The organism is Kribbella italica (genome assembly GCF_014205135.1).
Classification (GTDB): Bacteria; Actinomycetota; Actinomycetes; order Propionibacteriales; family Kribbellaceae; genus Kribbella; species Kribbella italica.
Map to the genome: position 1 here is coordinate 856765 of NZ_JACHMY010000001.1, position 20039 is coordinate 876803.

General features: G+C 70.4%; 16 protein-coding genes. 10 read left to right on the forward strand and 6 right to left on the reverse strand.

The window, feature by feature from the left end; genetic code table 11:
* Positions 1–32: 32 nt before the first annotated feature.
* Genes HDA39_RS04125 through HDA39_RS04145 form a run of 5 tightly spaced genes read right to left on the reverse strand, consistent with a single transcriptional unit; the run spans position 33 to position 8685 of the window.
* Positions 33–2003: a heparinase II/III domain-containing protein gene (locus HDA39_RS04125; protein ID WP_202892860.1), complete on the reverse strand. Its 1971-nt coding sequence runs from the start codon at positions 2001–2003 to the stop codon at positions 33–35.
* Positions 2000–4183 carry a bi-domain-containing oxidoreductase gene (locus HDA39_RS04130; RefSeq protein WP_184793912.1) on the reverse strand — a complete coding sequence of 728 codons (2184 nt, stop codon included), beginning with the start codon at positions 4181–4183 and terminating at the stop codon, positions 2000–2002. The genes HDA39_RS04125 and HDA39_RS04130 overlap by 4 nt, the downstream gene beginning before the upstream one ends.
* 26 nt (positions 4184–4209) lie before the next feature.
* Complete coding sequence (gene asnB / locus HDA39_RS04135; protein ID WP_184793913.1) at positions 4210–6120, reverse strand: asparagine synthase (glutamine-hydrolyzing); 1911 nt, start codon at positions 6118–6120, stop codon at positions 4210–4212.
* 1 nt (position 6121) lies between these two features.
* A complete protein-coding gene (locus tag HDA39_RS04140; RefSeq protein WP_184793914.1) occupies positions 6122–7366 on the reverse strand; it encodes a glycosyltransferase in 1245 nt (414 codons plus the stop codon).
* A complete protein-coding gene (locus HDA39_RS04145) occupies positions 7363–8685 on the reverse strand; it encodes a UDP-glucose dehydrogenase family protein (RefSeq protein WP_184793915.1) in 1323 nt (440 codons plus the stop codon). The genes HDA39_RS04140 and HDA39_RS04145 overlap by 4 nt, the downstream gene beginning before the upstream one ends.
* A gap of 180 nt (positions 8686–8865) precedes the next feature.
* Here HDA39_RS04145 and HDA39_RS04150 point away from each other — a divergent pair, with 180 nt between their 5' ends.
* From HDA39_RS04150 to HDA39_RS04195, 10 genes are read left to right on the forward strand one after another with little or no spacing between them, the layout of a single operon-like run.
* On the forward strand, positions 8866–9933 hold the full coding sequence (locus HDA39_RS04150) for an NAD-dependent epimerase/dehydratase family protein (protein WP_184793916.1): 1068 nt from the start codon (positions 8866–8868) through the stop codon (positions 9931–9933).
* A complete protein-coding gene (locus tag HDA39_RS04155) occupies positions 9933–11165 on the forward strand; it encodes a class I SAM-dependent methyltransferase (protein ID WP_184793917.1) in 1233 nt (410 codons plus the stop codon). The genes HDA39_RS04150 and HDA39_RS04155 overlap by 1 nt, the downstream gene beginning before the upstream one ends.
* 42 nt (positions 11166–11207) lie before the next feature.
* Positions 11208–12086 carry a glycosyltransferase family protein gene (locus tag HDA39_RS04160; protein WP_202892861.1) on the forward strand — a complete coding sequence of 293 codons (879 nt, stop codon included), beginning with the start codon at positions 11208–11210 and terminating at the stop codon, positions 12084–12086.
* Positions 12086–12733 carry a PIG-L deacetylase family protein gene (locus HDA39_RS04165; protein ID WP_184793918.1) on the forward strand — a complete coding sequence of 216 codons (648 nt, stop codon included), beginning with the start codon at positions 12086–12088 and terminating at the stop codon, positions 12731–12733. Before HDA39_RS04160 ends, HDA39_RS04165 begins: the two co-directional genes overlap by 1 nt.
* Positions 12734–12762: 29 nt before the next feature.
* The gene (locus tag HDA39_RS04170) at positions 12763–13884 is read left to right on the forward strand and encodes a methyltransferase C-terminal domain-containing protein (RefSeq protein ID WP_184793919.1); all 1122 of its coding nucleotides are present in this window, start codon (positions 12763–12765) and stop codon (positions 13882–13884) included.
* Positions 13885–13886: 2 nt separating this feature from the next.
* Positions 13887–15173 (forward strand): MATE family efflux transporter, encoded by a 1287-nt coding sequence (locus HDA39_RS04175; RefSeq protein WP_184793920.1) that lies wholly within the window; start codon positions 13887–13889, stop codon positions 15171–15173.
* Positions 15170–16117 (forward strand): glycosyltransferase family 2 protein, encoded by a 948-nt coding sequence (locus HDA39_RS04180; protein WP_184793921.1) that lies wholly within the window; start codon positions 15170–15172, stop codon positions 16115–16117. Before HDA39_RS04175 ends, HDA39_RS04180 begins: the two co-directional genes overlap by 4 nt.
* Positions 16114–17382 carry a polysaccharide pyruvyl transferase family protein gene (locus tag HDA39_RS04185; RefSeq protein WP_184793922.1) on the forward strand — a complete coding sequence of 423 codons (1269 nt, stop codon included), beginning with the start codon at positions 16114–16116 and terminating at the stop codon, positions 17380–17382. Before HDA39_RS04180 ends, HDA39_RS04185 begins: the two co-directional genes overlap by 4 nt.
* Positions 17382–17930 carry a dTDP-4-dehydrorhamnose 3,5-epimerase family protein gene (locus tag HDA39_RS04190; RefSeq protein ID WP_184793923.1) on the forward strand — a complete coding sequence of 183 codons (549 nt, stop codon included), beginning with the start codon at positions 17382–17384 and terminating at the stop codon, positions 17928–17930. The genes HDA39_RS04185 and HDA39_RS04190 overlap by 1 nt, the downstream gene beginning before the upstream one ends.
* Complete coding sequence (locus HDA39_RS04195) at positions 17927–19252, forward strand: glutamate-1-semialdehyde 2,1-aminomutase (protein WP_184793924.1); 1326 nt, start codon at positions 17927–17929, stop codon at positions 19250–19252. The genes HDA39_RS04190 and HDA39_RS04195 overlap by 4 nt, the downstream gene beginning before the upstream one ends.
* 19 nt (positions 19253–19271) lie before the next feature.
* Here the strand turns inward: HDA39_RS04195 and HDA39_RS04200 are convergent, their stop codons facing one another.
* Positions 19272–19952, reverse strand: a complete 681-nt coding sequence (locus HDA39_RS04200; protein ID WP_184793925.1) for a phosphatase PAP2 family protein — start codon at positions 19950–19952, stop codon at positions 19272–19274.
* Positions 19953–20039: the final 87 nt, after the last annotated feature.

Below are 20039 nucleotides of genomic sequence, written 5' to 3' on the forward strand. Positions count from 1 at the left end.
CGCGGGACGGGCACTGATACAGCAGCGGCCGATCAGTGCCGGAAGAGGAACCTGTTGGTGACGTCGGAGTCCGCGCCGAGGCGGCCGGTCCCGAGCAGCGTCGTGCTCGCGGTCTTGTGGCCGAACCGGGGCGAGTACCACCCGAGGATCGGATCGGTCTCGCCACGATGCACGGTCCAGGTCAGTTCCGGTGCAAGCTCCACCGTCGCCTGGCCGGTCGGCCAGCGGAGCCGGGCCATCGGGCCGTCGAGCTCGACCTCCACGGATGGCCCCAGGTGCCAGGCCATCCGGACAGCAGCAGCCGCGTCCAGGCTGTCCTCGACCCGCAGGACACCGCTGCGATGGTCCAGCTCGACCGTCCGGCGGTGCGTGACCGGTGGATCGGACGCCTGGTAACCGTCGTGCTCGGCGCTCCAGACCGACACGTCGGCGCCGGACGAGAACCGCCGGACGCGGCCGGTCGCCCCGCACAGCCAGAGGAACGGCCCGCCGCGGACCGACTGTTCGGCCCCGCCGATCTCGACGGTGTTGTGGCCGATCGTCGAACCGAAGTAGTTCCGCCAGGCCGGTTCGCCGTGGTAGCTGTACGTTCCGGGGTCGGCCAGGATGTCGGTGCCGCCGACCCTGACCTCGATCGCCAGCGCGTCGCAGTGGGCATGGGCCGCGATCGACAGGAATCCGTGCGGTCCCGCGTCACCCCGGCACCAGATCTCCGGCCCGGGGTCCCGGCTGCGCAGGATCGCGATCCCCGCGTCCGCGAACTGCTCCGGCCGAGTGGCCGGGCGGTCAGGCTGAACCGGCCGGCCCACCAGCGATCCAGCCAGTACGCCGGCAGCGGTCGCCGGCGTCTCCGGCCACCACGAGGCACGGCCGACGAGGGCCGAGCCGAGGGACAGGAACGCCGACCAGTTCGTCAGCTCCGGCGGATCGAGCACCAGCACCTGGCCCTCGTCGTCGTCTCCTTGGCGGGGCGGCCGTACTGTCTCGTCGACGATCGCCGCGGCCACGTCGGCCATGCGGGTCAGCAACGACCAGGTCGGTGCTGCGAGCGGATGTCCGGCGGCGTCGGCCTCGACGGCGGCGTACAGGCCGAGCTCGGCGACGAAGCGGTGGTAGTCGGTCGCGAGCTCGCGGTTGACCCCGGAGGGGAAGGTGTTCGCGGCCAGCTCCCGTTCCAGCAGAGCCCCTGCGTCCCTGCGCCACTTCGCGCTCTCGGCGAACCAGGGAAAGGCGCAGGCGGCCACCAGCTGACCGGCGGCTTCGGCGATCACGTGGTTGTTCGCCGAGGAACCGCGACTGCGGAACGCGGCGAGATACCGCTGGTGCCAGTGGAGCTGCCGGACCGCGAGTTCGTTGTGCTCGAACAGGTCGGTCACGCCGGGCCAGTCGGCGAGCAGCCGTCTGATCCAGGTCCAGCTGATCAGGCGGGTACCGATCTCGATCCCGCTGGTCCAGTGAACCCCGGACAGGAACGGGTTCTGCCGCCACCAGTCGTTCAGGTGGTCCGCGACCCGTTCGGCGTAGCTGTCGTCGTGGGTCAGGTACCAGGCCGCCGCCAGCTGCGTGAGGTGGTGGTGCCTCGACAACTCCCAGACCTGCTTGACGTTCCCGACCAGTTCTTCCGAGCGGTGGTTCAGCCGGAACGCGTACTGCGCAGGGTCGGACCGCCGGCCGGTCGCCGGATCCCGGAACCAGTCCGGCGAGCGCAGGTCGGTGCGGGCGATGCCCAGCACCTCCAGCTCACCGGCCAGGATCGCGTCGGCGGTCGAGATCACCGCCTTGCGCGCTTCCTCCGGTACGGCGGCCGCCGTACCGGACGGCAAGGTCGCGGTGAAGGCTCGCACTGATCCGCCCGGCAGAGCTTTCGGAGGTTCCTCGCCCGGCCGGACCTGCTGGGACGCCCAGGTGGTCCGGCGGACGTGGTCCCGCGTGCGCCAGGCCAGCTCGGTGGGCGACATCCGCCGCAGGCGCCGGACGTACCATCCCAGGGGCTGGCGGCTCACACCAGTCCCTGGTTGCGGTGGGCAACGGCTACCGGCTGCCCGCTCGCGAGGCTCCGGTCCACGGCGATGGTGGCCCGGGTGGTGGCGACCAGGGAGTCCAGGGAGATCGGCATCGGCGTACCGGACCGGACCGCCGCCACGAAGTTCTCCAGCTCGGTCCGCTGGCCTTTGTCGGTACCGCCGCGAGCCTTCTTCGTCGCCGCGCGGCGACCGGTCCACAGCGACGCCTTCTGGAAGTTGTCGAGCCGGGCGTTGCGGCCACCGCCGGTGATGTCGAGGGTCTCCTTCGGGAACCGTGCGTTGCCGCAGCCGAGGTAGCTGATCGTGCCGGTCGAGCCGTTGTCGAAGCGCAGGGTCACCGTCACGTCACCGGCGTCCGGACCCGGTACGGCGTACACCTCGGTCGGCAGACTGCCCAGCCACCACGAGAGCGTGTCGATGAAGTGGCCGCCCTCCCCGGCGAACCGGGTGCCCTCGCGGTCCTGGTCGAGGTACCAGCTGGTGGAGTCCAGCCGGCCGGCGTTCACCAGGTACCGCGCGGCCGAGCCGCCGCCCGGTTCGCCGAACCGGGACCGGAGGTCGGTCAGCAACGGAGCGAAGCGGCGGTTGAACCCGACCATCAGCCGATCGTTGCCAGTGGCATCGACGACGGCGATGATCCGGTCCAGCTCCTCGTCGGTCAGGGCGAGCGGCTTCTCCACGAAGACCGCCTTGCCGCGTTCGAGCGCACGGCAGGCCAGGTCGGCGTGGCTGCTGTGCCGCGTGACGACGAAGACCGCGTCGACCGAGTCGTCGTCCAGTACGGCGTCGGCGGTGGTCGAGATGCTCGTGAAACCGAAGCGGCGCTGCGCGTTGGCCGCCGACAGCGACTTGTTCGTCGCGACGTGCGTCAGCGCGGCGTCCTCGTTCTTGGCCAGGTGCGGCAGCAGCATCGAGGACGCGTAGTTGCCGGCGCCGACGAACCCGAGCCGGACCTTGCCGCTGGTCCCGCTCACGGTGGACGGCCGGGGCGTGACCGCGGCGGGCACCGGCTGGGGGAGCGGCGTGGTCTCCGGGTACTCGAACAGGAAGCCGACACCGGGGAGCGCGCCCGTGCTCAGTTGCTGGTAGACCGCGGTCGCGTCCGCGATCGGGAAGATCCGCGCCACCAGCGACCCGACGTCGAGCTGCTCGCGGGCGATCAGGTCGATGAAGCACTCGAGGTTGCGCCGCTCGGTCCAGCGGACGTAGCCCGCCGGGTAGTCGATGCCCTCGAGCTCGTAGCGGTCGTCGTACCGGCCGGGTCCGTAGGACCGGGAGAACCGGACGTCCAGCTCCTTGTCGTAGTACGCGTTCCACGGCAGGTCGAGCTTGGTCTTGCCGATGTCGACGATCCGGGCCCGGTCGCGGGCCAGCCGCGCGGCCACCTCGACCGGTCCGTTGGACGAGCCGCCGGCGGCCAGCAGGACGTGGTCGGCGCCGAGTCCGTTGCTCGCCCCGAGCAACGCGCGTTCGAGGGTCGCGATCCCGGCGTCGTCGGCCGACGAGCAGGCGATCGCGCCGGCCTTCTCCGCCATCCGGCAGCGGTCGTCGACGGTGTCGATCCCGAACACCCGGACGCCGGCCGCGACCAGCAACCGCACCACCAGCTGCCCGACCAGGCCGAGCCCGATGACCACCGCGGTGTCGCCGAGCTGCACCTCGGACTGCCGGACGCCGTGCATCGCGATCGCGCCGACGGTCGAGAACGCGGCCTCCTCCGGCCGCACGCCGTCGGGCACCGGGACGCACAGGTTGGTCGGGATCCAGTTGTACTCCGCGTGCAGGGCGAACTCGTTGCCCGCGGCAGCGACCAGCTGGCCGACGCTGAACTCCTCGGCACCGCGACCGACCTCGACCACGACGCCGCACAGCGAGTAGCCCAGGGGCGTGTAGGAGTCGAGCTTGTTCATCACCTTCTGGTACGTGTTGACCGCACCCTGCTGGACGACGGAGTCCAGCACCTTCTTGACCTGGTCCGGCCGGGCCCGCGCCTTGCCGAGCATCGACAGCCGGGCCTCGCCGACCTTCATCAGCTCGGTCCCGGTGGAGATCAACGAGTAGAGCGACCGGACGAGCACCCCGCCCGGCGCACAGCCCGGCGGTGGCACGTCGAGAACCGCCAGCTCACCGGACTTGTAGTTCTGCGCTACCTGCTTCATGGTGGTCTCTCGCTCGGGTAGGAGGGTCACGTACTGACTCCCAGCGCCCCCAGGTGGCGGCACCAGGTCTCCAACGTCAACAGCTGCCAGATCTGCTTGGAGTTGTCCTCGCGGCCGGCCCGCTCGTCCTCGACCAGCCGGGCCACTGCCTGCTGCTGGAGGAACCCGCTGCCGACCAGGTCGCCGTTCAGCAGGACGTCGTCCACCAGTTCGCGCAGGTCGTTGCCGATCCAGGCCCGCAGCGGAGCGCTGAACGAGGCCTTCGGCCGGTAGATGATCTCCTTCGGCAGCCAGGCCTCGGCCGCGCGTTTCAGCGCGAGCTTGCCCTGGCGGCCGCGGATCTTGTCCCGGCCCGGGATCGAGAAGGCCGCCCGGACCACCTCGGGATCGACGAACGGCGTCCGGACCTCGGTGGAGGCCGCCATGCTGGACCGGTCGGTGTAGGCGAGGTTCAGGCCGGGCAGGAACATCCGCGTGTCGGCCAGGCACATCCGGTTCACGTGGTCGTCGAGCGTGGTGTCGTAGTAGAGGTCGCTGTGCTCGGCCATCAGCTTCCCGACGTACGGCTCGAGGTCGGGGCTCAGGAGTCCGGCCAGGCCGTCCTCGTCGTACATGGTGTAGCTGCGCCGGAACGCGGCCTCCTCGGGCAGGTTCGCGAAGGTGAGGAACCGCTTCGACCAACGGGCGTAGCGCAGGCCGCGGCCGTTCGCGGTGACCGGCAGGCGCCGTACGGCGGGACCGATCAGCCCGTTGCGGACGACGCCCGGCAACTGCTGGTAGCGGGCCCCCATCACACTGGCCAGGTGCTTGCGGTAGCCGCCGAACAGTTCGTCGGCGCCCATCCCGGACAGCAGCACCTTCACGCCGGCGTCGCGGGCCGCGTCGCACATCAGCAGCGTGTTGATCGCCGCCGGGTCGCCGATCGGTTCGTCCAAGATGTCGACGATCCGGGGGAGCAGTTCGACCACGTCCGGCGCGATCTCGATCTCGTGCAGGTCGATCCCGAACCGGGCCGCCACCTTGCGGGCGTAGATCGCGTCGTCGGGCATCGCCTCGAGCCGCTGGTCCTCCGCGCGGAAGGTGATCGTGTAGGCGTCGATGCCGGGATCGCTGCGCTGGGCCAGGACGGTCACGAGGCTCGAGTCGAGTCCACCGCTGAGAAAGGTCGAGACCGGTACGTCGGCCACCAGGTGGGCCGCGACGGACTCCTCGATCACCTGACGCAGGTCCGCGGGCGGCCCGGCCGCCGCCTCGGCGGCGACGTCGGCCACCCGCCAGTATGTTTCCCGCCGGCTGCTTCCGTCCGGCCGGAACTCGGCCCACGAACCGGGCGGGAGTTTCTCCACGCCCTCGATCGCGCACTGCTGCTCGGGCAGCCAGTAGTAGAGCATCGACGCGATCAGCGCCCCGGGATCGGTCCGCAGCTCCGGGCCGACCGCGGCGACGAGCGCCTTCAGCTCGGAGGCGAACACCACGCCTCCCTGACGGTTCAGGAAGTACAGCGGCTTGATGCCCATCGGGTCGCGGGCGAGGAAGAGACTGCCGGACTGCTCGTCCAGCATCGCGAACGCGAACATGCCGCGGAACCGGGGCAGCGCCGCCGGCCCCCAGCGACGCCAGGCCTCCAGCACGACCTCGGTGTCGGAACTGGTCCGGAAGGTGACGCCGGACTGGGTCAGCTCGGCCCGCAGTTCCTTGTAGTTGTACAGCTCGCCGTTGTAGCTGATCGTCAGGCCCTGGTGGGACAACGGCTGGTCGGCCGCTTCGGACAGGTCGATGATCGAGAGCCGGCGGTGCGCGAGGTAAGCGCTGATCCGGCCGTCCTCGACCCGGTGGATGCCGGACGCGTCGGGGCCACGGTGAGCGATCCGGTCACTCATCGTCTCGGCGAGCGCGAGGCCGTCGTGCTGCTGGTAGCAGCCGGCGATTCCGCACACGTCAGGACCTCGCTGTCCGCGCCGTGGCGCCGTCCACCGGGCGGCCGGCCCAGTCCCGGCGACCGGTCAGCCGGTCGAAGACCCCGACGTAGGCCTTCTGCTGGTGCTTCCAGGCGAGCTTGGTCTCGACGAGCTCGCGGCCCAGCCGGCCCATCCGGCGGCGGCGGACCTCGTCGTCCAGCAGGTCGACGATCGCTTCGGCGTACTGCGTGACGTCGTTCGGCTCCACGTAGACGGCGGCCTCGCCGGCCGAGACCCTGGTCTCGCGCAGGTCGAACGCGACCACCGGCAGCTCGAAGGCCATGTACTCCATCGTCTTGTTCATCGTGGAGACATCGTTGAGCGGGTTCTTCGGATCCGGCGACAGCCCGAGATCGGCGGTCGACATCACCGCCTGCACCGTCTCGTCCGGCACCCGGCCGGTGAACTCGACGTGGTCGCCCAGGCCGAGCTCGTCGCGCAGCGCCACCACCTCGTCGAAGCAGTCGCCACTGCCCATCAGGGTGAAGGCGACGTCGGTGCGGCCGAGCTTGTTGACCACCTGGTCGGCCGCCCGGACGACGATGTCGACGCCGTCCTGCGGGCCCATCACGCCGATGTAGGCGACCAGGTACCGGTGGCCGCGCCGCCGCGACTCGTCGGCCTGACCGCGGCGCAGCTTGTCCGGATCGGGGCCGGTCCGGACGACGGTGACGTCGTCCGGCGCCTTGCCGCTGCGGGTGATCGCGAGGTCGCGGTAGGAGTCGTTGGTCGAGGTGACCTGGTCGGCCGTGCGGTGCGTCCTCCGCTCGAGGAACCGCAGTCCCTTGTACGGCAGGCCCGCCGCGTCCGGGAACCGGGACTGGTACAGCTCGGGACACAGGTCGTGGTGGTCGAAGACGAACCGGGTGCCGTCGAGCCGGCGCAGCAGAAGGGCGATCGGCCAGAAGATGTCCGGCGGGTTGCAGGCCTGCAGGACCTGGAACTTCCCCTGCCGGCGGGCCCGCAGGACGAGCAGGAGCGTCATCAGGAACGAGTACACGTACTCGCCGACGTACCCGAGCTTGCTGCCGCCGGGCGAGTATCCGCGGTACTTGTACATCTTGACGTCGTCGATGACGTGGTACGCCGGGTCGTCCGGTCCCTTCGGGCAGACCACGGTGACGTCGTACCCGGCACCGACCAGCGCCTTGCACTCCAGCCAGACCCGCCGGTCGAAGGGGACGTGCAGGTTCTGGATGATGATCAGGACCCTCGGACCGGTCACCAGCCCACTCCCTCGTACCCCGGCAGGGCCTCGACGCCCGCGCCGAGCCGGCCGCTGAGGTCGATCGTCCGGGCCGGCGGGTGCACGAGCAGCGCCTCGACCACCTGGGTGTCGGTGCTGGAGACCAGTGCCAGGTCGGCGCCGCGCAGCGCCTCGACCGGGTCGTCGGTGAGCACCCGTTGCAGGTGCGGCAGCTTCGACTCGACGTGCCGCTTGTTGGCCCCGACCAACCGGCTCGGGTTGACGATCGAGTCGTAGATCCGCAGGTTGTAGCCCTTGCCGATCAGCCGCTCGGCCAGCTCGACGCTCGGGCTCTCCCGCAGGTCGTCGGTCGCGGTCTTGAAGCTCAGCCCGAGCAGGGCCACCTCGCGCCCCGGGCCGGCGACGACCCGGTCGACGACGTCGCGGACGGTCAGCTCGTTGCTGGCCAGCGTGCCGGCCAGCAACGGAAGGTCGGTGTCGTTCGTCCGGGCCAGGTGCAGCACCGAACGCAGGTCCTTCGGCAGGCACGATCCGCCGAACGCGAAGCCCGGCCGCAGGTAGTACGGCGAGATGTTCAGGCTGGTGTCCTGGCAGAACAGCCGCATCACCTCGCGCGCGTCGACCTCGTAGTGCCGCAGGATCCGGCCCATCTCGTTGGCGAACGACACCTTGGTGGCGTGGAACGCGTTGCACGCGTACTTGAGCGCCTCCGCGGTCCGGACGTCGACCACCTGGACCGGCGTGGCCAGGAAGCCGAACAACTCGGTCAGCGCCTGGCCGGCCCGCGGGTCCGACGTACCGACCACCACGAACGGCGGCGCGAAGAAGTCGGCCAGACCGGTCCCCTCGCGGAGGAACTCGGGGCACATCGCCGCGGCGAAACTGAAGCCGTCGACCGGTGGCTCCGCGGCCAGCACCGGCTCGACGACCGTGTCGACCGTGCCGGGCGGGACGGTACTGCGGATGACGATGCTGTGCACGCCGGACGCCGGCGGCCGGACGCTCCGGGCCGCCGCCGCGATGTCCTGCACCGCGCGGCGGATGTAGGTGAGATCGGTACTGCCACTGGAGGTCGACGGCGTCCCCACACAGATCAAGGAGACGTCCGCCCCGTCCAGGGCGATCAGTGGATCAGTGGTCGCATGCAACCTTCCCGCGGCGACCCCGGCGGCCATCAGCTCGTCCAGACCGGGTTCGACCACCGGGCTGCGACCGGCGGTGATCGGATCGACCTTCGCGGCGTCGACGTCCACACCCCAGACGTCGTGGCCGTTGCCCGCCAGGCAGGCGGCAGTCACCGACCCCACGTAGCCCAAGCCGAATACGGCAACCTTCATAACGCCCCCCACTAGCTCATCGGCGCACGACTCGCTGCTTGGCGGCAGCGTCCAAGAGAGCAGCGGTGCGGTGCGCCTGATACAAGAAATCTCGATGTATCAGATCGGGGAGCCGCGGATCTGTAGTAGTCGGAAGCCGGAAAGTGGTCCGGCCCGCTGGACTGCGGCGAGGAGATGTCGATGAAGGTTCTGGTCACCGGGGATCGCGGCTACATCGGTGCGGTGCTCGTCCCCTTCTTGCGCGCTGCCGGCCACCAGGTCGACGGCCTGGACGTCGGTCTGTACGAGGGGTGTGACCTGCTGGGCGGCCCGGACCCGATCGGCGACCGGGCGCCGCGCGACATGCGGGACGTCGGTCCCGAGGAGCTGGCCGGCTACGACGCCGTCGTGTGCCTGGCCGCCCTGTCCAACGATCCGCTCGGCCACCTCAACCGGGACACCACCTACTCGGTGAACCTGGACGGGACGCTGCGGGTGGCGGCCGCGGCGAAGTCCGCCGGCGTCGAGCGGTTCCTGTTCGCCTCGTCCTGCAGCCTGTACGGCGCCGCCGGCTCCGAGGCGGTCGGCGAGGACGCCGAGCTGTTCCCCGTCACGCCGTACGGCGAGACGAAAGCCCTGGCGGAGAAGGAGTTGTCGAAGCTCGCCGACGACAACTTCAGCCCGACGTACCTGCGCAACGCCACCGCGTACGGCGCGTCCACCCGGCTGCGGCTGGACATCGTGGTGAACAACCTGACCGCGATCGCGCTGACCACCGGCCAGATCCGGATGGAGAGCGACGGCTCGCCGTGGCGCCCGCTGGTGCACATCGAGGACATCAGCCGCGCGTTCCTCACCGCCCTGGAGGCACCGCGCGAGCTGGTCCACGACGAGGCGTTCAACGTCGGCCGGCCCGAGGACGTCGTCCAGGTCCGCGACATCGCCGAGATGGTCGGCGAGGCGGTTCCCGGGTCGGAGGTGTCGTTCGCCGAAGGCGCCGGGCCGGACCTGCGCAACTACAAGGTCGACTTCAGCAAGCTCGGCGACACGTTCCCCGAGCTGAAGCTGCGGTGGACGGTGCGCGACGGGGTCGAGGAGCTCGCCGCGGCGTACCGGCAGCACGGCCTGACGCTCGACGACTTCAACTCCGCGCAGTTCGTCCGGCTCCGCCGGATCAACCAGCTGCTGGAGCTCGGACTGGTCGACGACCAGCTCCGCCGGCAGACCACCGACCAGTTCCCGGCACCCGTTCTCGAGGAGACGCACTGATGGCGGAAACACTCGGCTGCCGCCTTTGCGGGCAGCCCCTGACACGTACGTTCGTGGACCTCGGCATGTCGCCGCCGTGCGAGAGCTACCTGCGCGCGGACCAGCTCGACGAGGGGGAGACGTTCTACCCCTTGCACGTGCGGATCTGTGACAGCTGCCTGCTGGTCCAGCTGCCGGCGTACGTCGCGGCCGACGACGTGTTCAGCGACTACCTGTACTTCTCGTCGTACTCGACCAGCTGGGTGGAGCACGCGAGGCGGTTCGTCGCCGACATGCAGGAGCGGCTCGGTCTCGGTCCCGACAGTCTCGTGACCGAGGCGGCCAGCAACGACGGCTACCTGCTGCAGCACGCCGTCGCACTCGGCATCCCCGTCCTGGGGATCGAGCCGGCCGCGAACATCGCCGAGGTGGCCAACCAGAAGGGCATCCGGACCGAGAGCTACTTCCTCGGCGAACGGACCGGCCAGGACGCGGCCGCCCGGCACGGGCAGGCGGACCTTGTCGTCGGCAACAACGTGTTCGCGCACGTGCCGGACATCGTCGACTTCGCCAAGGGCCTGCGCGCGCTGGTGAAGGACGACGGTCTGGTGTCGCTGGAGTTCCCGCATCTGCTGCGGCTGATCGAGCGCCGGCAGTACGACACGATCTACCACGAGCACTACCAGTACCTGACGCTGCGGACCGCCGCGCTCGCGCTCGAGAAGGCCGGCCTGAAGGTCGTCGACGTCCAGGAGCTCGCCAGTCACGGCGGCTCGCTGCGCGTCTTCTCGACGCCGGCCGAGACGGCGGGGGAGCCCACCGAACTGGTGCTGAAGGTCCTGAAGGACGAGGCGGACGCCGGGCTGCACTCGGTCGAGGGCCACGACGGGTTCGCCCAGGACGTGTTCGCGATCAAGGCCGACCTGGTCGAGTTCCTGGTCGGCGCGGCCCGCGAGGGCAAGTCCGTCGCGGGGTACGGAGCGCCGGGCAAGGGGAACACGCTGCTGAACCACTGCGGGGTCCGCGAGGACCTGCTGCCGTTCACGGTCGACCGCAGCCCGCACAAGCACGGCATGTACCTGCCCGGGACACACATCCCGATCCATCCGCCGGAGCGGCTCGCCGAGGTCCGCCCCGACTACATCGTGATCCTGCCGTGGAACCTGCGGGAGGAGATCGTGCACCAGCTCGGCTCTGCACGGGAGTGGGGCGCGCGGTTCGTCGTCCCGATCCCGCGCCTCGAAGTGATCTGACCCGCCGGCACGGACCGGCGTAACGACCAGGGGAGGGGTTCCATGAAGGTCGTGATCTTCTGCGGGGGACTAGGGCTGCGGATGCGCAGCGGGGTCGACTCCGCACCGAAGCCGATGATGACGATCGGCGACCGGCCGGTCCTGTGGCACGTGATGCGCTACTACGCGCACTTCGGCCACACCGAGTTCATCCTGTGCCTGGGGTTCGGCGGCGCGGCGGTGAAGGAGTACTTCCTGCGCTACGAGGAGACCCACTCGAACGACTTCGTGATGACCAAGGGCGGGCAGCAGATCGAGCTGCTCGACTCCGACATCAGCGAGTGGAAGATCACCTTCGTCGACACCGGCATCGACACCAGCATCGGCGAACGGCTGCGCCGGGTGCGGCCGTACCTGGAGGACGACGACGTCTTCCTGGCCAACTACGGCGACGTGCTGACCGACGCACCGATGGACAAGATCGTCGACCACGTGCTGGCCAGCGACATCACCGCGAGCCTGCTCGCCGTACCGCCGCAGGCGTCCTTCCACATCGTCGAGTTCGGCCCGGACGCCCGGATCAACGGGCTGCGTTCGGTCACCGAGCTGCCGCTGTGGATCAACGGCGGCTACTTCGTGCTGAAGAAGGAGGTCTTCGACGTCCTGCACTCCGGCGAGGACCTGGTCGGCGACGCGTTCCCGCGGCTGGCCGCGATGCGGCGGCTGGAGGCGATTCCGCACCACGGCTTCTGGGCTCCGATGGACACGCTGAAGGAGCGGAGCCAGCTCGAGGAGATGTACCGGTCCGGGACCAAGCCGTGGGCGGTGTGGACCCGAGAGGCCCGCGATCTCAAGAGCCTGCCGCCGGCGGCCGAGCCGGCCGCCCGGCCCCGTGAGGTGGACGACTCCGACCTGTCGGCGCCTGCGGTGGTGGCGATCTGATGCTGCCGTTCCAGCTCGGCCTCGGCGGCGGCCCGGTTCATCTGGTGGCCCTCGGCGCCCATCCCGACGACATCGAGATCGGCTGCGGGGGTACCTTGCTCCGGCTCGCCGAGACGGTGCCGGGCCTGACCGCCGAGTTCGTGATCGCGACCGGTACGCCGGTCCGCCTGGAGGAGGCGCGCCGCGCGGCGGAGCTCTTCCTGCCCGGGTGCGAGGTGACGGTCACGTCGGCGGAGCTGCCGGACGGCCGGCTGCCGACGTACTGGGAGGACGTCAAGGAGCTGCTCGAGACGGCGGCCCGGGGACGTCGTCCCGACCTGGTGCTGGCGCCGAGCCGGACCGACGCCCACCAGGACCACCGCTGCGTCGCCGAGTTGGCCACCACGGTGTGGCGCGACCACCTGGTCCTGAACTACGAGATTCCCAAGTGGGACGGGGACTTCAGCCGCCCGTGGCTGTACGTCGCCCTGACCGAGGAGCAGCTGCGCGAGAAGGTCGCGCGGCTGCACAAGGCCTACCCGTCGCAGGTCCCGCACGACTGGTTCGACGAAGAGGTCTTCGCCGGCCTGGCCCGGCTGCGCGGGATGGAGTGCCGGGCCCGGTACGCCGAGGCCTTCACGACCGCCAAAGCGACGGTGACGTGGTGACAGACAGGATGCCCGGAGGGGGAGAAGTGGTGAGCTTCAGCTGTCGTGGGTGTGCCGGCGACGACGTCGTACCGGTGGTCGATCTGGGGGCGCAGCCGTGCGCGGACCATTTCCCGCCGGTCGGCACCGCGGAGGAGGATCCGCGCTGGCCGCTGGAGCTCTGGCTCTGCCGGGACTGCAAGTTGGTGCAGCTCGGTCCGGTCGAGCCACAGCTGCCCGAACCGCCGCTGGCCGTCGAGTCGGCGACCAGCCTGGCGCACGCCGAGACCTCGGCGAAGGAACTGCTGGCCGACCACCCCGAGCTGGCCGGTGCCGCGGTGTTCGAGTTCGCCAGCCACCACGGGGGTTCGTGGCTGGACCACCTGCAGGCGGCGGGCTGCAGGATCGCCTCCGACGGCGAGCAGGCCGCGCTGGTGGTGGACGTCCACGGCATCGCGCACGAGCCCGAGGTCGGCGAGATGATGCGCCTGCGCGCGGACCGGCTGGCGCCGGGCGGCCTGCTGGTGCTGGAGTTCCACCACCTGTTGCCGCTGTTCATCGGCAACCAGTTCGACACCGTCCGGCACGGCCACTGGTCGTACCTGTCGCTCGGCGCGGTGATCCGGTTGGGAGCGCTGCACGGACTGGCCGTCGAGTCGGTACGGCGGATCGACATGTTCGGCGGCAGCCTGCGCGTGATGCTCCGGCACCAGGCCGAGGCCACCCCGGACGAGTCGGTCGTCGAGATGCTCCAGGACGAGGCGGCCGCCGGGATCTCCGACGAGATCCAGCTGGCGAGTCTCCAGGAAGCCGCCTGGCACGCGGCCGGCGCGCTCCACGACGAACTGGTCCGGCACCAGGCGGCCGGTCGTACGGTGCTCGGGTACGGCGCGCCGTCGAAGGCGCCGGTCCTGCTCGACCTCAGCAAGGTCGGCACGGACCTGCTCCCCTTCACCGTCGACGCCGCACCCGGCAAACACGGCCGGCGGATCCCGGGCTGCGGTGTCCCGATCCGCTCGATCGACGAGCTCCGCGCGGCCCGCCCGGACGTCGTCCTGGTGCTGACGTGGGACATCGCCGACGAGGTGATCTCGCAGCTCGAGGCCGACGGCCGCGGCTGGGGCGCCACCTACCTGGTCCCGCTGCCCGAGCCCCACGAAGTCATCGGCTGACCATGAGAGGGGTCCTGCGCCGCGTGACCTGGGGACTGGCCGACCAAGCGGTCACCAGCATGGTGAGTTTCGTGGTCGGCATCGTCGTCGCGCGGTCGCTGGGCGCAGTCGAGTTCGGCGCGTTCAGCCTGGCCTGGGTGACCTACGGGCTGGTGGTCAACATCTCCCGTGGCCTGGCCACGGATCCGCTGGCGGTCCGGTTCAGCGGCGTACCGCGCCCGGTGTGGAAGACCGCGGTCGCGAGCTCGTCCGGGATGGCGATCGCGGTCGGTCTGGCGACCGGTGCGATCTGTGTCGCGGTGGGGCTGGCGATCGGGGGCCGACCCGGTGCCGCGTTCGTCGCGCTGGGCGTGGTGCTGCCCGGCCTGATGCTGCAGGACAGCTGGCGGTTCGCCTTCTTCGCCTCGGGCCAGGGAGGCAAGGCGTTCCTGAGCGACATCACCTGGGCGGCGGCGCTGGTGCCGCTGCTGTACCTGGCCAAGTACGACGGGCCGAGCGTCACGAAGTTCGTGCTGGCCTGGGGCGCCGCCGGGATCTTCGCCGCGCTGGTCAGCGGTCTGCAGGCCGGCATCGTCCCCCGGTTGTTCCGGGCCCGGCAGTGGTTCGGTCAGCACCGCGATCTCGGCCTGCGCTACCTGGCCGAGAACGTCACCATCAGCGGCGCGTACCAGCTCAAGATGTACGGTCTCGGCGCGTTCGCCGGAATCGCCGCGGTCGGTACCGTGCGCGGTGGCGAGATGATGCTCGGCCCCTTCTTCATCGTGCTGTCCGGGATCGGCCTGGTGGCGGTGCCGGAAGCGGCGAGGATGCTGCGGCGCTCGCTCAAGGCGTTGCGGGTCTTCTGTCTCCTGCTCGGCAGCGCGCAGGCCCTCGCGGCGCTCGCCTGGGGACTGGCCCTGGTGCTCGCGTTGCCGCACGCCTGGGGGCACGCGGTGCTCGGGGAGGTCTGGGACAGCACCGAGCCGTTGTTGCTGCCGGCAACTTTGTCGGTGATGTTCGCCAGCTTCTACACCGGGGCCTCGGCCGGCCTGCGCGCGCTCGGCGTGGCGAAGCGGAGTCTGCGGGCCCAGCTGTGGGCCTCGGCGGCGTACCTGGTCGGTGGGGTCGGCGGCGGCATCCTGAACGGCGCGCTCGGCTCGGCCTGGGGAGCGGCGGCCGCGACGTTCGTCGGCGCGATCGTCTGGTGGCGGTACCTGGGAGTCGGGATCCACGAACGGCGCCACGACACGGAACCGGAGCCGGTCGATGCGGCCCACCGGGAGGAGATGCCAGAAATGAGGAGCACATGAACGCGGTACCGCGGTTGACCGTTGGCCTTCCGGTGTACAACGGCGAGAAGTACCTGGCCGAGTCCTTGGACGCGCTGCTGGGGCAGAGCTACGGCGACTTCGACCTGACCATCTCGGACAACGCCTCCACGGACGGCACCGAGGAGATCTGCCGGGAGTACCTGGCCCGGGACCGCCGGATCAGCTACGTGCGGCAGCCGGTCAACATCGGCGCCGCGCCCAACCACAACCGCCTCTTCGAGCAGTCCCGGACCGAGCTGTTCAAGTGGGCGTCGCACGACGATCTCTACGGGCGTGACCTGCTGCTGCGCTGTGTCGAGGCATTGGACGCCGACCGGGACCTCGTGCTGGCCCATGCCTGGCAGGCGATCATCGACGAGTCCGGTGACATCGCCCTGTTGGTCGACTACCCCCTGGCCACCGACGACCCGCGGGCCCCGGAGCGGTTCAAGAGCATGCTGATCACGGTCGGCGGTGACGACTTCTACGGAGTGATCCGCTCCGACGTCCTGCGCCGTACGCCGCTGCACGGCAGCTACCACCACGCCGACCGCACGATCATGGCCGAGCTGGCGCTGCACGGACGCTTCCACCAGGTCCCGGAGCTGCTCTACTACCGCCGCGACCATCCCGACCGCGCCGAGCGGGCCAAGCCGACGATCCGCTCCCGGGCCGCGAACCTGGAACCGCGGCGGGCCGACCCGTGGCGCAACCCGACCGCGCGGCTGCTCGCCGAGTACGTGGCCGGCTTCGTCGCCGCTGTTCGCAGAGCGCCGCTGTCGTCGGCCGACCGGCGTCGCTGTCACTTCTACCTGACGCAGTGGCTGGTGAGCAGGGCGTTGCCGGGGTCGTCGCAGCGGATCGAGGACAGCGTCGCGGCCGGAGCCGCGACCGCCCCCAGCAACGTTGCCCTGGGCGAGCACGGGAGGGCTGCACGGGAATGACCACCGCACCACGAATCGCCGTCCTCGGCCTGCTCGGCTCGGGCAACCTCGGCAACCAGGGGTCGCTCGAGGCGATGCTGCAGTTCCTGCGGAAGGCTCATCCCGACTCACCGATCACCTGCGTGTGCTCGGGTCCCGAGGAGGTGGAGCGGCAGTACGGCATCCCGTCGTTCTCCATCACCTGGTACCGGCCGCAGCGAGCGACGAGGTCGCGGCTGACCACGATCGGGCTCAAGCTCTTCGGCAAGGTCGCCGATCTGGTGCGGACGCCGCGCTGGGTCCGCCGGTACGACATCGTGATCGTGCCCGGGATGGGAGTCCTGGAGACGACGCTGCAGCTCCAGCCCTGGGGCTGGCCGTACGCGCTCTTCCTGGTGTTCTTGTCGGCGCGCCTGTCCGGAGCCAAGACGGCCCTGGTCGGCATCGGCGCGAACGTGGCCCGTGAGCGGTCGATCCGCTGGCTGTTCCGGAGCACCGCGAACCTTGCGACGTACCGTTCCTACCGCGACGAGTACTCCCGGGACGCGCTGCGATCGATGGGCGTCGACACCAGCCGGGACGAGGTCTGTCCCGATCTCGCCTTCGCGCTGCCGCCCCCGCCCCCACCGCCGCGGACGCCGGGCCGCACCGTCGGCCTGGGCGTGATGGCCTACCACGGCAGCAATGCCGACCGCGCCCGATCGGAGCAGATCTACTCCGACTACGTCGTCAAGATCACCGAGTTCGCCCGCTGGCTCGTCGACGAGGGCTACCGGGTCCGGCTGTTCACCGGCGACCCGTCGGACCAGGCGGTGGTGGACTCCGTGGCCGAGGACCTGCGCCGGACCAGACCGGAGCTGGCTGACTCCCGGCTGATCGTCGAGCCGACCGCGTCGTTCGGCGAACTGACGCAACAGCTCGCCGCGGTCGACCTGGTGGTCGCATCGCGGTACCACAACCTGCTGGCGGCAATGACCGGATCGAAGCCGGCCATCTCGATCAGCTACGCCGCCAAGAACGACATCCTGATGGAACAGATGGGGCTGGCGGAGTTCCGTCAGCCGATCCAGAGCCTCGACGTCGCCCGGCTGATCGGGCAGTTCCGGGCGCTCGAGGTCCGGGCGCCCCAGCTGACGGCCGGCATCGAGAGCGCGTGCGCCGAGTCCTCGGACGCCCTCCAGCACCAGTACGCCGCGCTGTCCGCGGCCCTGTTCGGTCCCGATCGGGTGGTCGCCGACCACGTCAAACCTGGCACCCCCGGCAACGACAAGCCGCAGGAGGCTTGATGGACGTCATCGAAGTACCGAGGATCGCCGGCGCGTTGCTGTTCCTGCCCACGCCGCACGTGGACGAACGCGGTTTCTTCTGCCGGACCTACGACCGCGCGGTCGTGCGGGCCGCCGGGCTCGATCCCGACGCGTTCGAGCAGGACAGCGTGTCGCGGTCGGCGAAGGGGGTGGTGCGCGGCATGCACGTGCGCGCCGGGGCCGGAGAGGCCAAACTGGTGCGGTGCTCGTACGGCGCGGTGTTCGACGTGGTGATCGACCTGCGACCGGATTCGCCGACGTACCGCAACCGTGAGTACTTCGACCTGACCGGCGACAACCAGGTCACGGTGTACGTCCCGGCCGGCTGCGCGCACGGTTTCCAGGCGCTGACGGATCCGGCCGACGTGTCCTACCGGATCGACCGGGCCCACGATCCCCGCGAGGACGTGAGCATCGTCTTCGACGACCCCGAGCTCGACATCGCCTGGCCGTTGCCGGTCAGCCTGATGTCGGCGCGGGACCAGGCGGCGCCCTCGTTCGCCGAGGCCACCAGGAGGCTGGCATGAGTACCGGTGAGAAGTCCTTCCAGCGGTCGGGCGACCTGAACGCGCGGTTGCACGCGGCCGTTCCCGGTGGCGCCCACACCTACGCCAAGGGCGAGGACCAGTACCCGGCCGGCCTGGCGCCGGTGATCACGCACGGCCTCGGCGCGCACGTCTGGGATGCCGACGGCAACGAGTACGTCGAGTACGGGTCCGGCCTCCGCTCGGTCAGCCTGGGCCACGCGCACCCGCGCGTGGTCGAGGCGGTACGCCGGGAGCTCGACCGCGGCAGCAACTTCGTCCGGCCGAGTGTGCTCGAGCTCGAGGCCGCAGAGCGGTTCCTGGGCACGGTCCGGACGGCCGAGATGGTCAAGTTCGCCAAGAGCGGGTCGGACGTGACGACGGCGGCGGTCAAGCTGGCCCGGGCTGTGACCGGACGACCGCTGGTGGCGATCTGCGCGGACCAGCCGTTCTTCTCCACCGACGACTGGTTCATCGCGGCCACTCCGATGTCCGCGGGCATCCCGGCCGCGGTGTCCGAACTCACCGTCGGGTTCCCGTACGGCGATCTCGCAGCGACCGAGCAGGTGCTGCGCGAGCACGACGGCAACATCAGCTGCCTGATCCTGGAGCCGGCGACCCAGCACGACCCGCCTGCCGGCTATCTGGCCGGACTGCGTGACCTGGCGCATCGCTACGGCTGTCTGCTGATCTTCGACGAGATGATCACCGGATTCCGCTGGTCGGAGACCGGAGCCCAGGGCGTGTACGGCGTGACCCCCGACCTGTCGACCTTCGGCAAGGCGCTGGGCAACGGGTTCGCGGTGTCGGCGCTGGCCGGACGGCGTGAGCTGATGGAGCGTGGCGGACTGCGGGACTCCCGTGAGCGGGTGTTCCTGCTGTCGACGACGCACGGCGCCGAGACCCACTCCCTGGCCGCAGCGATGGCGGTGTTCGACACCTACGAGACCGAGGGCGTCACCGCGCGCCTCCACGCGCTCGGCGACCGGCTCGCGGCCGGCGTACGGGAGGTCGCGGCAGCGGCCGGTGTCGCGGACCACGTGGTCGTCCGGGGCCGTGCGAGCAACCTGGTGTTCGCGACCCTCGACCAGCAGCTCGAGCCGTCCCAGGAGTACCGCACGTTGTTCCTGCGGGAACTGATCCTCGGCGGAGTGATCGGCCCGTCCTTCGTCGTGAGCGCCGCGCTGACCACCGAGGACATCGACCACACGGTGGAGGTGGTCGGGCGCGCCTGCGCGGTCTACCGCAAGGCACTGGACGCCGGCGATCCGACGGCGTGGACAGGCGGCCGGCCGGTGAAGCCCGTGTTCCGGAGATTCGCCTGACCCGGTAGGTGATCCGCCGCTACCGCGCGGCGCCGCCGGGGACGGTGAACCGGTCGATCAGCAGGGCTGTCGCCGGGATGACCATGAGGGCACAGCCGAAGCCGCCGATGGTGTCGACGGGGTAGTGCGCGGTCAGGTCGATCTGCGACAGGGCCATGACGGTCCCGCAGACGAGAGCCAGCGCGAGGACGAGGAGCGTGCCGACCGCGCGCCCCAGCTTCAGTACGTCGCTGAGCAGGAGCCCCAGCAGGAGGCCGACCGCAGTCGCGGCCGCCGTGTGCCCGCTGGGGTACGACAGGAAGTCGTCGTGGATCCGCCGGCCCACAACGTGTTTGAGGCCGACCGACAGCACCGACACACCGCCGATCCCGATCACCGTCGTGGCGGCCAGCCGCCACCGGCCCGCCAGCAGGCAGCTCGCCGTGACGAGCAGCATCATCAGCGCTCGTCCCACGGGGCCTCCGGTCCAGTCCACGGCCAGAACGGCCGGCCACAGACCGGCGGGGGCGTTGACCTTTGGCTGGATCCATTGGTCGAGCCGCGCCGGCTCGGTGTCGCCCGCGAAGAGCACCGCCGGGACGATCAGCAGCAGAGCCCCGGGAACGATCAGCAGGGCGACCGATCGGCGCAGAGCGGCGATCACCGACGGTCCGGCCGCCCGCACGCGCAGGCGCGCAGAACCTCTGTCGTCGACTGTCATGTCCCCACCCCACGCAAATTCTATCCCCAGGTTTGCGGGGATCCGTCGCAGCACGAAGGCCGCCGTAGTACTCTGCGTTGTCCTGCA